We start from the raw sequence: 16,679 nt of genomic DNA on the forward strand, positions 1-16,679 counted from the left end.
AACAGTTACATTCAACATTAATGGTGTGATGTATGAAAGAAAAACCAACGAGTCAGGATATGCTAAATTAAACATTAACTTGCAGCCTGGAACATATGTAATCACTGCTATGTATGGCGGAAGCCTTGTTGCAAACAACATTACTGTCAAACCTGTTTTATCAGCTGAAGACGTTTCCATGAAATATCTTGACGGAACTCAATTCAAAGCTACATTGCTTGACGGTCAGGGCAGTCCTTTCGCTAACCAGACGATTACTTTCAACATCAACGGTGTATTCTACAACAGAACAACCGACAGCGAAGGTATAGCTAAACTAAACATCAGATTGATCGCCGGTGAATACATCATCACATCAATGTATGAAAACGGCGCAGCAATCGCAAACAAAGTTACAATAACTGCATAGGGAAGTTTAAAAACTTCTCTACTTTTTCTTTTTTTAAAAAACATCACTATTTTTAGATAACTTTATTTAATATTTAAAACATAACTAAACTTATGATAAATTATTTTTATAGTTTATCATGTAATTTAAGAGGTGAGTTATGAGAAAAAATTTATATTTTGCAAGTTTAATTGTATTGGTATTGATTTTTTCCGTCTCATTTGTATCTGCAAGTGAAGTGGATGCAAATAACACCCAGTCTGCAGGTAATCCCATTGATTATTATGTTGATTTGGGTGGGGATGACAATAACTTAGGCTATATGAATAGCCCATTTTATTCAATAAACAAAGCCATAAGTGTAACTACACATTCCGATGTTGCAGCAATACACTTGGGCGAAGGTATATTTGAAGGACAGGACAATACGATGATTACAATTAATAAGGCACATCAAAGCCGTGGAGGTTCCATAACTATCCAAGGCGCAGGTGCGGATAAGACATTTATTGATGGCAGCTCTGCATATTATATTTTCAATATCAGATCAGATGCCATAATTACATTAAAGGACTTGTCAATTGTTAATTGTAAAAGTGTTACCGGTGGGGCTATTACAAATACAGGAACTTTATCAATAGTTAACTGCGGATTTGAGAATAACCGTGCCATTAATTATGGCGGTTCAATATATTCTGCTGATTCAGCTACGTTAACTGTTAAGGATTCAACATTTATCAATAATACTGCTAAAGTGGGTGGGGCAATCTATTCAACTAAAAGTGATTTAAAAATAGATTCATCCACATTTATAGGCAATTATATTGTTGTTGATGATAGTTCAACTCCCTGGGGAGGAGCATTATATATAGGTAGTTACTTCAAAAGTGTCCCTTCAGTTATTAATTCAAAATTCATTAATAACTCTGCAATTTCTTATTACTATAGAAGTTGGGAGTATGCTTCTGGTGGTTCTATTTATATGCAAAGATGCAATCTCAATAATGTTTCATTCATTAATTCAAAAACTCAGGGAATTAATGCGCAGGGAGGATCATATTATTCAGATCCAAAATATGCTAACAGTTTAATTAATATTTTAAGAATCAATTCAACTGTCAACGGTGTTTTGGAGCAGAATATCTATCCATCAAACTACAATGGAGAGTACTTATCAGACGTGCTTTCATATGTATCACCGCAGGGCAGTGATATTGATGGTGACGGCTCAATTAATAATCCTTTCGCTACAATAGCTCATGTTATTGAGATGAATAATGGAAAAGCATACAATCTAGTAATTAACTTGTTAAATGGAACTTACAAAGGTAGTGGAAACACTAATCTTGATATACCAAGTTCTATGAATATAAAAATAATTGGTTCAAACTCCATTTTTGACGGTAAAAATAATAATTATTTATTTAAAATGGAAGCGTCAAGCAATGGATTAAATTTTGAGCTGGTTAATCTCACAATAACTAACTTTAAAAGCCAAAGTAATGGATATGAAAAAGAAGATAATATTGGTATTATTCACACATATGCCAATACGATAATAGATAACTGTAATTTCACAGAAAATCACGGTTCTATCATAACCAATTTTGATTCAAGCAATGTGATAATCAATAATTCAGTATTTACAGATAATAGTGATGGTATTTTATATAGCTATGATGCTTATATGGGCATATTTAACTCCATTATCAATAATACGAAATACCTTGATGAAAGAGGTATTATAAGGGCATATCAGCGCTCTCTTGATGATGCAAAATTAGTCATTGAGAATACTTCAATCATAAATTCCAAAGGTGTTTACTCTCCATTATTTGGAATGAGGGGACGTGCTATAGATTTGCATGGTGTTGATTGTGAAATTATTGATTCATTAATAGCTGACAACAATTTGGGTAGTGATATTGTAGCTTTCTACAACCCATCAGTTGTGATAGTCAATTCAACATTCGCTAATGGAAGTGGATTTACTAATGAAATGAAATTCAATGTTAAAAACAGTAGCTTTATTGGAAATAAAAATCTATTGTTTACATGCTCTAATTCATTTGAAAACACTTTTGATTCAGTATTATTTAAAAACAATAATAATGTTGAATTCAACGGCAATCAATTCGCTATTGTAAACTCAGCCATTTATGACATTGTTGGTTTTTATGGTTTCACAGCCGCTAACAGCAAAATCAATCTTGACAATAATTACTGGGCTGGTTTAAATCCTTCCCAATTAATTAAAAGAGGTTCTGATGTATCACCTTCATTATGGATAGTCAGATCAGTTTCTGCTGAAAATCTATTCAACGGAAGTTTTGATGTAAAATTAGACTATAAACTGAATAATAATGAAGAATATGATGTCAGCGGCGTTCCTATTAAGGATGTTGCATTTGTTTTAGAATATGAATCTGATGCTGTCAACGGCATTTTAACAAAAGAAGGTCATGATGTCATCTGTGATGTTGGCGAAGATGATTTGAATGCAAGCATTTACTTTGAAGATAATATCACTTTAGATATTTATGCTCAAAATCTTCATCCTAGCCAATGCATTATTGGCTTATCAACAAATGTGTCTGATATTGGTCAAAATATTGATATTGATTTGGATATAGTTGACATGAAAACTAATAGAAAAATCAGTGAAGGATTCGTTAATTTATTTTTAAATGGTGATATCATTGGAATTTTCACGTTGAACGGCGATAAGTTAACAAAAACAATCACTGTGAATGGAACCAAAAGTTTGAATAACATTTCCGTTAAATACTTTGGAAATGCAAACTTTACGGATTCACAGGCATACAAACTGTTCCTGATTAAATCAATACCTCTGGACACAGTATTGGCAGGAGATAATCTTGTTAAATACTACAAGAATGCCAGCAGGTATGAACTGACATTGAGGGATGCTTTAGGAAATCCTCTTGGAGGCAAAGACATTGAAATAATTATCAATGATGTTTCATATGTCCGCCAAACCAAGGATAATGGTGTTGCCAGCATTGCCATTAACTTAAATCCTGGCCAATACAACATTATTGCCAAGTTTAATGGTGATGATTCATTCAACAGAAGTGTGATCTCAAATAATGTCACTGTATTGTCCACTTTAATCGGCAGCAATCTAACTAAATATCACTTGAACGCTTCACAGTATTATATTCAGGTTTTGGACGGATTGGGAAATCCGATTAAAGGCAAAAATATTACCATGAACATCAATGGAGTATTTTATACCCGTATGACTAATGATAACGGTTTTGCCAAGTTGAATATCAATTTACATCCTGGAACTTACATATTAACTGCTTATCATCCGGTCACCGGTCTGCAGTACTCAAACATCATAACTGTTTTATCCAGAATTGAAACAGGTGATTTGGGAATGTTTTACAAGGACGGAACCAGATTTGATGCTAAACTGTATGATGGAGCGGGAAATGTTCTTGTAAATGCTAATGTGACATTTAATATTAACGGGGTATTCTACACTAGAGCTTCTGATTCTAATGGATTTGCCCATTTAAATATTAATCTCCTTCCTGGAAAATACATAATCACGGCGTTTATGGGGGACAGCATTGTATGCAATGTCATTACAATAGATCCGATGCCTGTTATGATTGTTTCATATGGTGTGAATGTCAATCGTGGCGAATATTATCAGGTCAGATTTTTCGATGCTAAAGGAAATCCAATAGTTTCACAGGATGCAGCTATCGTTGTCAACGGCAATATGAATATTGTTAAGACCGATGGTGAAGGAATAGCTTCCCTAAAAATGGATTATCCGCAAGGAACATACTATGTTGAAAGCGGACTGACTGCAACTTACTTTGAAAGCAAATCCATTTATAGCTATGTGAATGTGGTGGGGTGATAAATTTTGAACGTTAAATATATATTGATTGTATTTTTAATTGCATTATGTTTAGTCTCCCCATTATATGCGGCAGATAATGTGACTGATACATTACAAAGCCCTCAAGGAAAGGTAATTAATATTACAAATGACAATTATAACACTTACTTTGAAAAATACACAGGCACTATCTTAGAGGAAGCCAATATCAGTTCCGGTGATACTTTAAAAATCGGAAATGTGACCAATAAGGTATTCATAATTGACAGGCAATTGGAAATCACAGCAATGTCTGATAATGACCTGATTAAAAACGGTTATGTAAAATTGGTAAACGGAAGCAGCGGAAGCGTTATACATGGATTGAACATTATAAATGATAGGGTTAATTATTATACTGACGGTATCATGTCAACAGAATTGCATGGTATAGGACTCTTTTATACGGATAATAATACCTTATATGACAATAGTGTTAGATTAGCGGATAGTAGAGGCGTTCATGCACTTCCTATGGGTTCATCATCCAATAACAGGATTTATAACAATTCATTTATATCAACGTTGAGTACTTGCGTACCTATGGCGGACTGTCATAATAATCTGTTTTACAATAACTTCTTGCAGACTACTCAGGCAAACATTATTTATTATAACCGTTGGGGTCATGCAGGATATGGCGGTCCGGAAAGATGTGTCAACAATACTTTCATTGGAAATACATTGAATTCTATTAATCGTGACTCAGACTGGATTATTGCTTTTGCTATTGGAAATTATGACACTTTTGTTATAAACAATACAATCAGCAATGTATATACAGGTTTGGATAGCTTATCAAATAATTCAGTTTTATGCAGCAACAGGTTCATCAACAACACCAATGTTGCAATATTGGCGTACTATGCTTCAAACATTACAAATAATACATTTGAAAACGTCAACATGGCAATAGCTGTCATAGGTAATAATGTAAATATTACCAATAACATAATTTCCAACGCAAGTATTGGTATATGGTCTATTGGAAAAAATACTGTGATTTACAATAATACTTTTGATATTATCGATTCTTATTATGCCGTTACTTTAGAAGGCGATGACGGTCAAATTTTAAATAATGATATAACTGTTAAAAACTACGGTGAAGGTATAAGATTACTAGGAAATAATGCAACAATTATTGGAAATAACATAAAAACTGCAGTTGATTCTTCCATTTATGTATTGTCCTCAAATAATACTATAATGAATAACTTAATTGATGCCGGTTTGTATGGTGTTTATATAGATGCCGAATCAACAGTCAGATATTACAGTCGTGCTGTTACAGGCACAGCTTATATGAATACTTTTGATCAGGGCAATATCTACAATAACGTTATTTGCGATAATTTAATTGATGCTGAGTCCTACGATATTTATCTGTGGGGTACCGTTTATAACACGACAATTATTAACAATAACATGACAACCAAGGAATCTACCGGTATTTTAATTGATATAACCGATCCGTTTTCAAATAATATTTCAGATAATATTATTAATGGAGAATTCATGAACTATACTGGTGTTATTCTTAATGATGATAATTTTGACATGTACTTTGATGAGAATAGAACTTTTAAATTTGGCGATATTGATAAAAATGTTTTAATGTTGATTACTACTCTCAATGATAAAGAGCTGATTATCAATACAAAAATGGATATAATGAACGGATTGAACGTTAATCTGTTGAATAATGTTCATTTCACATTCATCAATGGCTCTCAGGGCAGTATTCTTCATGATTTGACATTCAGAAATACTGATAAGCCTTCAGTAACTCTTTTGAATGTAAGTGACTTGTCTATTTATAATAATGATATCATTATCGAGGGTAATGGAAATGATGATTTGTATGCATTTTATCTGAACTTGACACAAAACATTACTGTTGAAAACAATAACGTATATGTCTCAGCTAAGAATCAGACAGTTGATGGTATTGATGTTTTAAATTCAAATAACGTTAATTTAAACAACAACAATTTCATACTTGAATCAGATAAATCAATCAATTCTTTAATATTAGACAATGTTGTTTCAGTCAATGTTACAGACAATACTTTCCAGTCATATGGAAACGGCGAATTCAGAAACGTTCAGGTTAATGATGGAGAAAATATTGGATTTTTACAAAACAATATTATTGCAACGTCTAAATCAAATATCAATAATCTTGAAATTATAAACTCCAAAAACATTATTCTGGAGAACAACAATTTCGATATATTGTCCAACCACACTGAAAATATGATTATTGAGAATTCCAGTGAAATCCCAATTAAATATAATAAAATTAAAGCGATTTCATCCATAAATGATGATTATACTTTCGATATCAGTTCATCAGATAATATATCAGTTATTGATAATGAGATTTATTCAGATGCATTGGCCACTGTTAACGGAAATGCTGAAATATCTGCCAATAGATATGTCATAAGCGATGACAATATCGCTTCATTTTTCAATGATAAAGGAGTATTCATTAATAAGTTAATAAATGAAAACGATACTTTATTGTTTGACAATCTAAAGCTAAAATATTATAATTTAGTATTTTCCAGGCCATTCAATATCGGACAATATCTGAAATCATCTGAAATTGATGCAACATTCACATTTAATTCAGGTTCAGATAACTCCAATGTAACCGGATTGACCTTTAACTTAGTCGGAAATCCTGCAATTGTCCTTAAAATTGTTTCCAATATCAATATTGAAAATAACAGATTCAACATTATAAACAATGATTCACAATCTGTATCTGCGATTTCCATTGCAGGTAAAAGCATCAACAATTTGATTTCAGGAAATGAGTTCAATATGGATGGAAATGGTGAATTGATTGGTGTTAAAATCAATAACTATTACGATAATTATTACGGTTTAAGTCCTGAAAATAACAGGATAACAGACAATAGTTTTGATTTGACTTCAAATGATACTGTAATCGCCATTTACAATTCAATGAGTGATCGCAGCTCAATAACCGGAAATGAAATCAGTGTCAAGGCTGAAAATGCATATGCAGTATATAATGATTATCTGCCGGAATATAAGGTATTCATGTCAACAGTGATAACATCAAATTCATTAATTAAAGACAATACAATTAATGGGGAAGGTGTTAATGTTGTTTTAATCTATTCAAAAGGATTGAAAACAACTGTTGATTCCAATAGCTTTACTACTTCAGCAAATGCTTCCTATGCGTATGTTGGTGATAAGACTTCCGGTGATATAATCAGATACAACCATATGGTCATTAACGGTTCAGGTATTGATGATTCATTTATAAACGGTGTATATCACTCTCCGATTTACTTTGCAAATGACTCATCCAATGTTTTGATTTTGGAAAATCATATAGTCTCCAACTATGAACCTGGCAATGATTATGCAATATATGTTGAGGAGAAAACTTCAGGTGTATCAATTAAGGACAATTATCTGATTAGTGATAATTATCAAAGATACTCAAATGATGCAATATATGCGCCTTCAGCGGCATTGGACAATAATGCACTGTACGTTGTTTACGTATCACAGGATGGCAGTGACGAAACCGGAAACGGTTCTGCTTCAAATCCATTCAGAAGCATAAAGTATGCGCTTGACAATGTAATCAATGATGGTATCGTAAATGTTGGTGAAGGATATTATAATGAGTCTGATATTACAATAGCAAAAACCGTGACCTTGAACGGAATTGGAAATGTATATGTTAACTCAACAGGAAACCTGTTTACAGTTGCCCGCTCAGGAGTATTTACAGTAAATAACATTAATTTCATGAATGCGAATGCATCTGCAGGATCCACATTCTACAATAACGGTAATCTTAAACTATCAAATGTCACTGTTTCAAATTCATCAGCTTCTGGATATGGTGGAGCTATTTATAATAATGGTGAGCTTTTAGTCACCGACTCCACTTTTAAATCCAATAGTGCTAAAATTGGTGGAGTGATTGCCAATTATAAGAATGCTGAGATTATAAATTCCAAATTCAACAGCAACGGTTATGTGATGAACAGTTCTGGAGGAGCAATATTCAATTCTGAAAAAGGAACATTAACAATTAATGGATGTGAATTTTCAAACAATAACGTTAATTCAGTGTATATACCTAATAATAATCCTCGTGATGAATATGGTCAGGAATACGGTTCCGGTGGAGTAATTTACAATAGAGGAACTCTATATGTAAACGGTTCATCATTTGATTCAAACTACGCATATAGAAGTGGCGGAGTTATTTATAGTACAACCCAAAATAAGAAAAACACTGTAGAAATATCAAACAGCAATTTCACAGACAACATCGGATTTTGGGGTCCTGGTGGTGCCATATCACTTGAAAATACAATTTTAAAAATTTCAAATTCCACTCTGTCCAACAATAGAATTTATGAGCATTCAGGTGGAGCTTTATATGTTACGTCATCATCAGGAGTAATATATAACTCAACATTTTACAAAAACTCCGCTTCATATGGTGGAGGAGCATTAGGTATCTGGAAATCAAACATCGATATTATATTATGTAATATTAGTGATAATAACGGTGAATATGGTGGTGCATTATATGTATCATCCACACGCAGCGGAAACCATGTTGTTGAGCAAATAAATATTTACAACTCAACAATCACTGAAAATAAAGGATTCCGTAGTGGTGGAGTGGTTTTTGCAGCAGACATTAATTTAAATGTTAAAAATTCAAACATTTATGATAATTTTGCAAGCGACGGCACTACTATAGGAATACAGTCATCAAATGAACAGCCAGTCAATAGAATTGATGTTAACCATAACTGGTGGGGTTCCGCTAACGGTCCTAGTGATGATGTATGGCTAAATGCTCAATACTTCCGTGATTGGGACAGACACATCAATACATGGACGGTTGTCACTCCAAATGATGATAAGAAATCTGATTCATCAGGTAGTTCTTCACAAAGACCTGTAACAAATCCTGATAAATCAGTTACTGGCGGTTCCACTGGAAGTAATCTGATTTCCAATGGTGGAGCAGATACCGGCAGCGGTTCAGGTTCAGGATTTGGAACAGGATTCGGTAACGGATTTGGAAGCGGTTTCGGTCAGGGTTCCGGAACAAACACCGGTTTTTCAACTGGTGACGGTGACGGAAGCCGTGGATCCGGAAGCGGATATGCTGGAAATTACACAAATGGCCAAGGTACATTGGGTGATATGGGCAGTTCATCAAGTTCAGGTTCCGGAGGATCTTCAAGCGCCCAATCAGACAGTGATGCTGGAAAAGCATATGAAATAACAAAAGATATCATTAAAGAAATTGAAAAGAATTCAATTCCTATATCAATAGCTTTAATAATAATTGTATTGATATTACTGTTAATCGGTTATAAACGTCGCTCAGATGAGGAGGATGAATTATGAAAAGGATAATGTATTTATTAATTTTAGTAATTTTCATAGCCTCTATGGGCATTGCCTGTGCTCAGGATTTAAATGCCACATATGTAGATTCGAATGTTGATGTATCAGGAAACGGTTCTGTAATGAATCCGTACAAGACTATTGCAGAAGCAGTTAAAAGCAATGCATCAACTATATATGTATCAGATGGTATTTATTCGACTGAAAACGATTCACAGATTATCATTGATCGTGACATAACGATTACAGGGCTTGAAGGGTTCACAATTGCCGGTGATTATAGAAATAGCATATTCTATATTAACTCAGGTAGCAGTCTGACTCTGAATAACATCCGATTAATCAATACCGGACATTTGAATGTTCAGACATATGGTGCTATCATTAATTATGGTAATTTGACTGTTAACAACGGATACTTTGAAAATTCATCTGCACAGCTGGCTGGTGTTATATTGAATTATGGTGATTTATATGTTGATAATTCAACTTTTAAATCAAACAATGCAATAAATTATGGTGGAGGAATTACTAATTTCGGTAAATCCATAATCACCAATTCAAATTTCATATCAAACACTGCTCGTGAAGGTGAAGCTATTTTAAACAGTTATGACCTGGAAATCATCAATTCCAATTTCATAAAAAATAGCGTAAAGTCAACAGAGTATCAAAGCGTTGAAAGCCTAATAAGCATATATTCATCTAACTTCAAGGATTCTAAACTGTATGTGAATGGAAGCGGTGCAAGAATCAGACAATCCTACATCAGCTTAATTAACACGACGGAATCGGTTATTGATATTGCATACTCATTCATAAACACATATGATTTCATTGATTCAGATTTAAGAATTGACAGCAATTTATGGTGTAGCGATGAAAACATCCCTGATGAGGCCGATGACTGGTTAGTAATGCTATTGACAGATGAAAATGCAAACACAGCAATTCCAACCAATAAAGATTCAAATGTAGTTGTTTCATTTAGAATTTTCAATGGCAATTCATATATCAATTTGCCGGATAATGTGAATTTACCTAATTACTATGTCAGCTTTGAAGCCGACAACGGTGAATTCAACATTACTGGAGATTATATTTCTAATAACCAGATCAGAGCTAAAATCATAAACAATACTAAAAATACTAAAGTATATGCCAAACTGGATGAATATTATGCGGAGTTAGTTATTGGAACTGGGTATAACAACGAAGAGATTTATGTTTCTAATGACGGTTCAGACGAAAAAGGTAATGGATCTATAGATAATCCTTATAAAACAATATCAAAAGCCGTTAGTGAGGCATTGAATGGAGATACGATTTATGTTTTCGCAGGTGAATATCATGGGGATGAAAATTCCAATTTGACAGTCACCAAATCTTTAACATTCAAGAATTTCAACGGTGATGTTACTCTTTACAGGGCTGATGCTTGCCTATTCAACATTGAAAGAAAAGCGCAAGCAAACATTATCGGATTTGATTTTAAAGTTGAAAACTATAACAGGTATTTCCCTATAGTCAACAATAAATGCAGTGCCAGTGTTGTCAACTGTACATTTGACACAATAAACGGTGGAGAGAGCAGAACCTATGTTGGCGGAGGACTGCGCTACATTTATTATTCAAATGAAAGCGTAATTCTAACAAGCGGAGATTTGCAGATAAATGGATGCAATTTCACAAACATTGAATATGTGGTAATCAGGTCATTATTTGAAATGGACATGAATTATTACAAATATTTCGATGTGGAAATTTCCAATTCCATCTTTAAGAACTGCTATGCGCTTGAATGGGAATCAACATATGATAGATACAATCCTGTCGATGGAATTTTCCCTGGATTCATGATTAATGTAGGTGCTGACAATGTAGTGATTGACAGGTGTCAGTTCATTGATAATGACGCTTCAGTATTGCGTATAAATGATTTAAAATCATTTAAAATAACAAATTCCCTATTCAAAAACAATAAGGGATCAATTTATAACTTTGGAAATTACACTGAAGTTATAAATACGACAATCACGCAAGACCAAGGTCCTAAATTACGTTTTGTAACCGGACACACAATATCAATAACACGTGGAGTCAAATCATTTAAGGACAGCACGTTTTATAAGAACAATGGTGTTATAATCAACACATGGTATTCATATAGTGATGAAATTTCATTATATAACTGTTCATTTATAAACAATACAAACTTACACAGTCAGGGCTATGGAAACTATGCCAGTATGGGAATAATACAGAATGGCGGAAATCTGACCGCTGAATACTGTACATTCGTTAATAACTCAGTATATTACGGTGGAGTATTCTATAATGAAAATCCGTCATACACTGTTCCTGATGTTAACCTGAACATTACCCGTTCGGTATTTTATCATAATTCTGCAACACTCGGTAATGACATTTTCACAGCAGGCGGAAACCTTTACACTTCAGAGTGCTGGTGGGGAACAAATCAGGGTCCTAATGATGATAATATTTACATTTCAGCAGGTGAAATCAACATCATCAACTGGGCAATCCTTTCATTTGACCTTGAAAACGGCGAGCTGATTGCAGGGCTGAACAAGGTCACAGATGCAAATCAGAGCGTTTATGACATCACAGGCACTCTGCCTTCCAGAACAGCTGTTTTCGACTCCGACATGGTTGAAATCAATCCTAAAGTCGTTAAGCTGACAGATAATGTTGCTAAAACAAGAATTGACTTTACTGGCATTGACATTACTGCTAACGTCACGGTCGATGACCAGACAATCGATCTGGTATTTTACAATAAAAATACCATGTTCAATATCTATGACAGCAGCTTTTACGGTATAGGAAACACTTATTCCTTTAAACTGAAAAGCGTAAATGGATATGAGCTTACATATCAGGATGTCATATTCCAGATATCCAACGGCACTGATTTGGTTGTAAATGAAAGTCTTAAAACCAACAGCAGAGGTGAGGCCAGCTATGTGGTTAACCTGTCCATGGGCAATTATACCGTAAAAACAATCTATAACGGTAATGATTACTTCAGACCGGTTAACGCAACGGCCAGTCTGGAAATTCTTCCTTTCTACACTATTATAAACATTAAGGAAAATCAGACATTCTATGGAAACAAGAATCTGCTTTATGCATATCTCTACAATAACTTCGGTCAGGCGGTTTCAAACCAGACTCTGGTATTCACAATAGAAAACAGCGATCAAAAGATATTCAAGACTTTTGCAGTCACTGATATCAAAGGCCAGGCAGCATTTTATCTTAATGTATCTGAAGGCCAGTATAGGGTGAATGTGTCCTATGAGGGTGACGGATGGCATTATCCGGCCAGTTCAGAGGCCTTATTTTCAATTTCTCCTATCGGAACCAATCTGGCTATCGAGCAGTCAAGCTTCAACGGAAGGGGAAACCTTTTAACTGTTGTTTTAAGGGATGACAACTACCGTGCGATTTTCAACGAAAGTGTCAAACTGTCATTTTCAAGTGACGGAACTACACAGTACTTTGACATTACCACAAACGAGGACGGACGTGGCGGTGTTATTGTCAATTTGGCTCCTGGAAGCTACAGCCTTGCTGCAACATACAGCGGCGATTCACTTAACGGCAAGTCAAGTGCAGTATCCACTCTTTTAATTAATAAGGTCAATACGATTCTATCCGGTGACAGCTTATTTGTCTTTGACAATGCAACCAATACATTTTCAGTGCAACTGACTGATGTCTATAAGCGTCAGCTGGCAGGTGAAAGCGTTATGGTTGAAATAATAAGCCAGTCAAGCGGCGTTCGCCAGCTCTATAATGTAACTACCGCAGCCAATGGTGTCGCATCCATTAATTTGAACCTCAACATCGGCAATTACCTTGTGAGGTCACAATTTGGCGAAAGCATATATTATGCGAAAAGCAGCTATGCCTCAACCATAATGGTCAAGGATTATATGAACGACTTCGACAGTCACGCTACAGTATTGTCTGCCGAGGATTTGACGAAATACTATATGAACGATTCCCAGTATGCAGTTACCTTAACTGATATATATGGAAAGGCATTGTCCGGCCAGCATGTAAGTGTTAAAATCATAAATCAGACATTTGATTTGTTGACCGACAGCAGCGGTCAGGCAGTGCTTAATATTGACTTGAATCCTGGAGTCTATCGTGTAAGTGCGGCCTATGATGAGTCAAGCATTTATTCGCCATCATACGTTAACTCAACGATTACTGTATTGTCACAGCTGATTACAGGTGATTTGGTTAAAATATATAAAAACGACAGTCATTTTATTGCCAAATATGTTGACAATCAGGGAAATCCGTTGGCTAACAGAAGCGTATATTTCACATTGAACAATGCTACCTATAAAAGGCTGACAAATGCATCCGGTGAGGCCCGGCTGAACATCAATCTTGGCGAGGGAAGCTATAATATAACCACGCAATGTGAAAACTATAGTGCGGATAACACAATCACTGTTATTTCACAGCTTACGACAGCTGATTTGCAGATGTATTATAAGGACGAATCCAGATTCCGGGCAAGATTATGCGACAGCTCAGGTAAGGCCCTATCCAATGCTACGATTTCGTTTGCAGTTAATGGAGTTACCTACACCAGAAGTACCAACAGCAATGGTGAGGCGAGTTTGGCTATTAATCTAGTTGTGGGCGCTTACACAGTTGTCACTAGCTACGGTGATATCACAAGAAACAATGACATTTTCGTATATAATATGGCAGTCAGTATAGATTTCATAAACTCAACTGTTGGAAATGAGTCAACCTTTACAGTAAAAGTAACCGACGTTAATGGAAACCCAATAGTTTCAGGTCAAGTCACATTTAAAATAAACGGCCAATCATATATTCGTGAGATTAACCAGACAGGTTATGCAAAATTAAATATAAAATTAAACAATGGACTTTATAGGGTTGTAACAGCATTCTGTATTGAGAACTATCAGGACAGATTGTATTACAATACGCTTAAAGTGACTTTATAAATTCCATTTTCTTTTTCTTTTTTTATGATAAGTTATTTTTTTCAAGCCATATCTAATCACACCAGAGAAAATATTTATATATCATAATTTTCATAATAAGATTAAAAACAAAAAAAACCGACTGACAGTCGAAAAATTATTTACAATAATATGAAGTTAATTTCAACATAAAAACAGACTGATGGTCAATTTGGTGGCATATTATGAAAAAAGGTGAAAAAAGGAAAAAAGAGCTGTTAAACATAGCCTATGATATGTTTCTAACAAAGGGATATGAGAATACTAGTGTTGATGAAATCATAGAAAAAGCACAGATTGCCAAAGGCACATACTACTACTATTTCAAAAGTAAGGAGCAGATGCTTGAAGAAGTCATAGACATGATGATTGACAGCGAAAGAGAAATGGCAGAGCAGGTCATCGCAACGGATATTTCAGTACCTCAAAAAATAGTCGGAATACTTGCATCTATGAAACCAACAGAAGCTGAACAGCCTGTAAAGAACGCTCTTTTCCAGCCGGAAAACGTGCTGATGCACTATAAAGTCAGACAAAAACTGATTGATGTTATCACTCCATTATTATCTGAAGTTATAAGTGAAGGGGTGCAGAGAGGCATCTTTGAATGTGAAAATATAGCTGAGCGCGTTAAGATGCTTCTTATAATCAGTGACGCCACGTTTAATGAAGGTAATTTCAGCGAAAAGGATATTTGCGTGTTTATAGATATGACTGAAAAACTTCTCGGGGCAGAAAGCGGAACTATGGGTTTCATTAACGATCTTATTGATAAAAGCGATATGGAGGCGGTCGAGTGAACAGTACACAAAACTACAAGTATAAACCGATTCTCTTTTTTGCTCTGGCCTATCTTTTTACTTGGATATTTTGGATTCCGGCAATCTATTTGCCTGAAAGCATCAGTCCGTTGCTCATGCTCATAGGTCTTATGGCTCCGGCCATTGTGTCTACAGTTTTCATCATGTTATCAGGATCAGATGCACTTAAAAAAGACTTTAAAAATAAGATCATCGGCTTTTACAAGGTAAAATGGCTGAATGTAGTTTGGGCGGTGATTGTATTTGCCATTGTAATAGTCTGTTCTATCCTGCTGTCACTGCCATTCGGACAGTCAATTAACCAGTTTTCCTTTACTGAAAGCTTTTCTTTTACCGGTGTTGGAATAGCTGGAGCATTTATTACAATTACTATTGCTTCGATAATTGAGGAAGTGGGATGGAAAGGATACTGTGAGGATTCTATTGGCAACTATATGAACTGGTTTTGGGAATCCATGATTTTTGGAGTGCTGTGGTCTTTGTGGCATTTGCCTTTAATATTCATTCAGGGAACCTATCAGGCGGGACTTATGGTTAATCCTCTTTATGTGGTTAACTTTTTTGCAAGCGGAATTCCTATGGGATTTGTCATTACATGGGTCTATCTTGAAAGCGATCGTTCGATATTGGCCTGTATGATATTTCATTTCTTCGTCAATTTCATGCAGGAAAAAATTGCGCTGACCCCTGAGACCAAGTGCCTGGAGACTATAGTAATAACAGTGCTTACAGTTATTATAATCATGGCTAAAAAAGATATGTTCTTTGAAACCCGTCATGTCGGAAGACTGCTTGAATACAGCAACAGGAGTAATGATGAAGTCCCAACAGAGTAGTGTTGGGCTTCATACTATTTTTCAAAGAATTTAATGAATATTAAAATAGTAAAATGAAATGCCCAAAAATAGTAAAATAAAATACTCAAAAATAGTTAAATAAAAATCTCAAAAATAGTAAAATATATTATTAAAAAATAGTAAAATATATTATTAAAAAATAGTAAAATATATTATTAAAAAATAGTTAAATAAAATACTCAAAAATGGTTAAATAAAAAACCAAAAAATAGT

Annotated in this window: 5 protein-coding genes and 1 pseudogene; all 6 read left to right on the top strand. The window is 34.5% G+C overall.

Annotation, left to right across the window (positions count from 1 at the left end; translation table 11 throughout):
• Positions 1 to 409, top strand: a pseudogene (locus tag ACKI2W_RS07505) (Ig-like domain repeat protein); the annotation flags it as partial.
• A gap of 139 nt (positions 410 to 548) precedes the next feature.
• Positions 549 to 4,289 (top strand): adhesin, encoded by a 3,741-nt coding sequence (locus tag ACKI2W_RS07510; RefSeq protein ID WP_407380784.1) that lies wholly within the window; start codon positions 549 to 551, stop codon positions 4,287 to 4,289.
• A gap of 6 nt (positions 4,290 to 4,295) precedes the next feature.
• Entirely contained in the window at positions 4,296 to 9,746 is a 5,451-nt protein-coding gene (locus tag ACKI2W_RS07515) for a right-handed parallel beta-helix repeat-containing protein (protein ID WP_407380786.1), read from the top strand.
• Positions 9,743 to 14,770, top strand: coding sequence for an adhesin (locus tag ACKI2W_RS07520; protein ID WP_407380788.1), 5,028 nt, complete (start codon positions 9,743 to 9,745; stop codon positions 14,768 to 14,770). The genes ACKI2W_RS07515 and ACKI2W_RS07520 overlap by 4 nt, the downstream gene beginning before the upstream one ends.
• A 203-nt stretch (positions 14,771 to 14,973) precedes the next feature.
• Positions 14,974 to 15,588 carry a TetR/AcrR family transcriptional regulator gene (locus ACKI2W_RS07525; protein ID WP_407380790.1) on the top strand — a complete coding sequence of 205 codons (615 nt, stop codon included), beginning with the start codon at positions 14,974 to 14,976 and terminating at the stop codon, positions 15,586 to 15,588.
• Positions 15,585 to 16,445 carry a CPBP family intramembrane glutamic endopeptidase gene (locus ACKI2W_RS07530; RefSeq protein WP_407380792.1) on the top strand — a complete coding sequence of 287 codons (861 nt, stop codon included), beginning with the start codon at positions 15,585 to 15,587 and terminating at the stop codon, positions 16,443 to 16,445. Before ACKI2W_RS07525 ends, ACKI2W_RS07530 begins: the two co-directional genes overlap by 4 nt.
• Positions 16,446 to 16,679: the final 234 nt, after the last annotated feature.

Source organism: Methanobrevibacter sp. (genome assembly GCF_045603845.1).
Classification (GTDB): Archaea; Methanobacteriota; Methanobacteria; order Methanobacteriales; family Methanobacteriaceae; genus Methanocatella.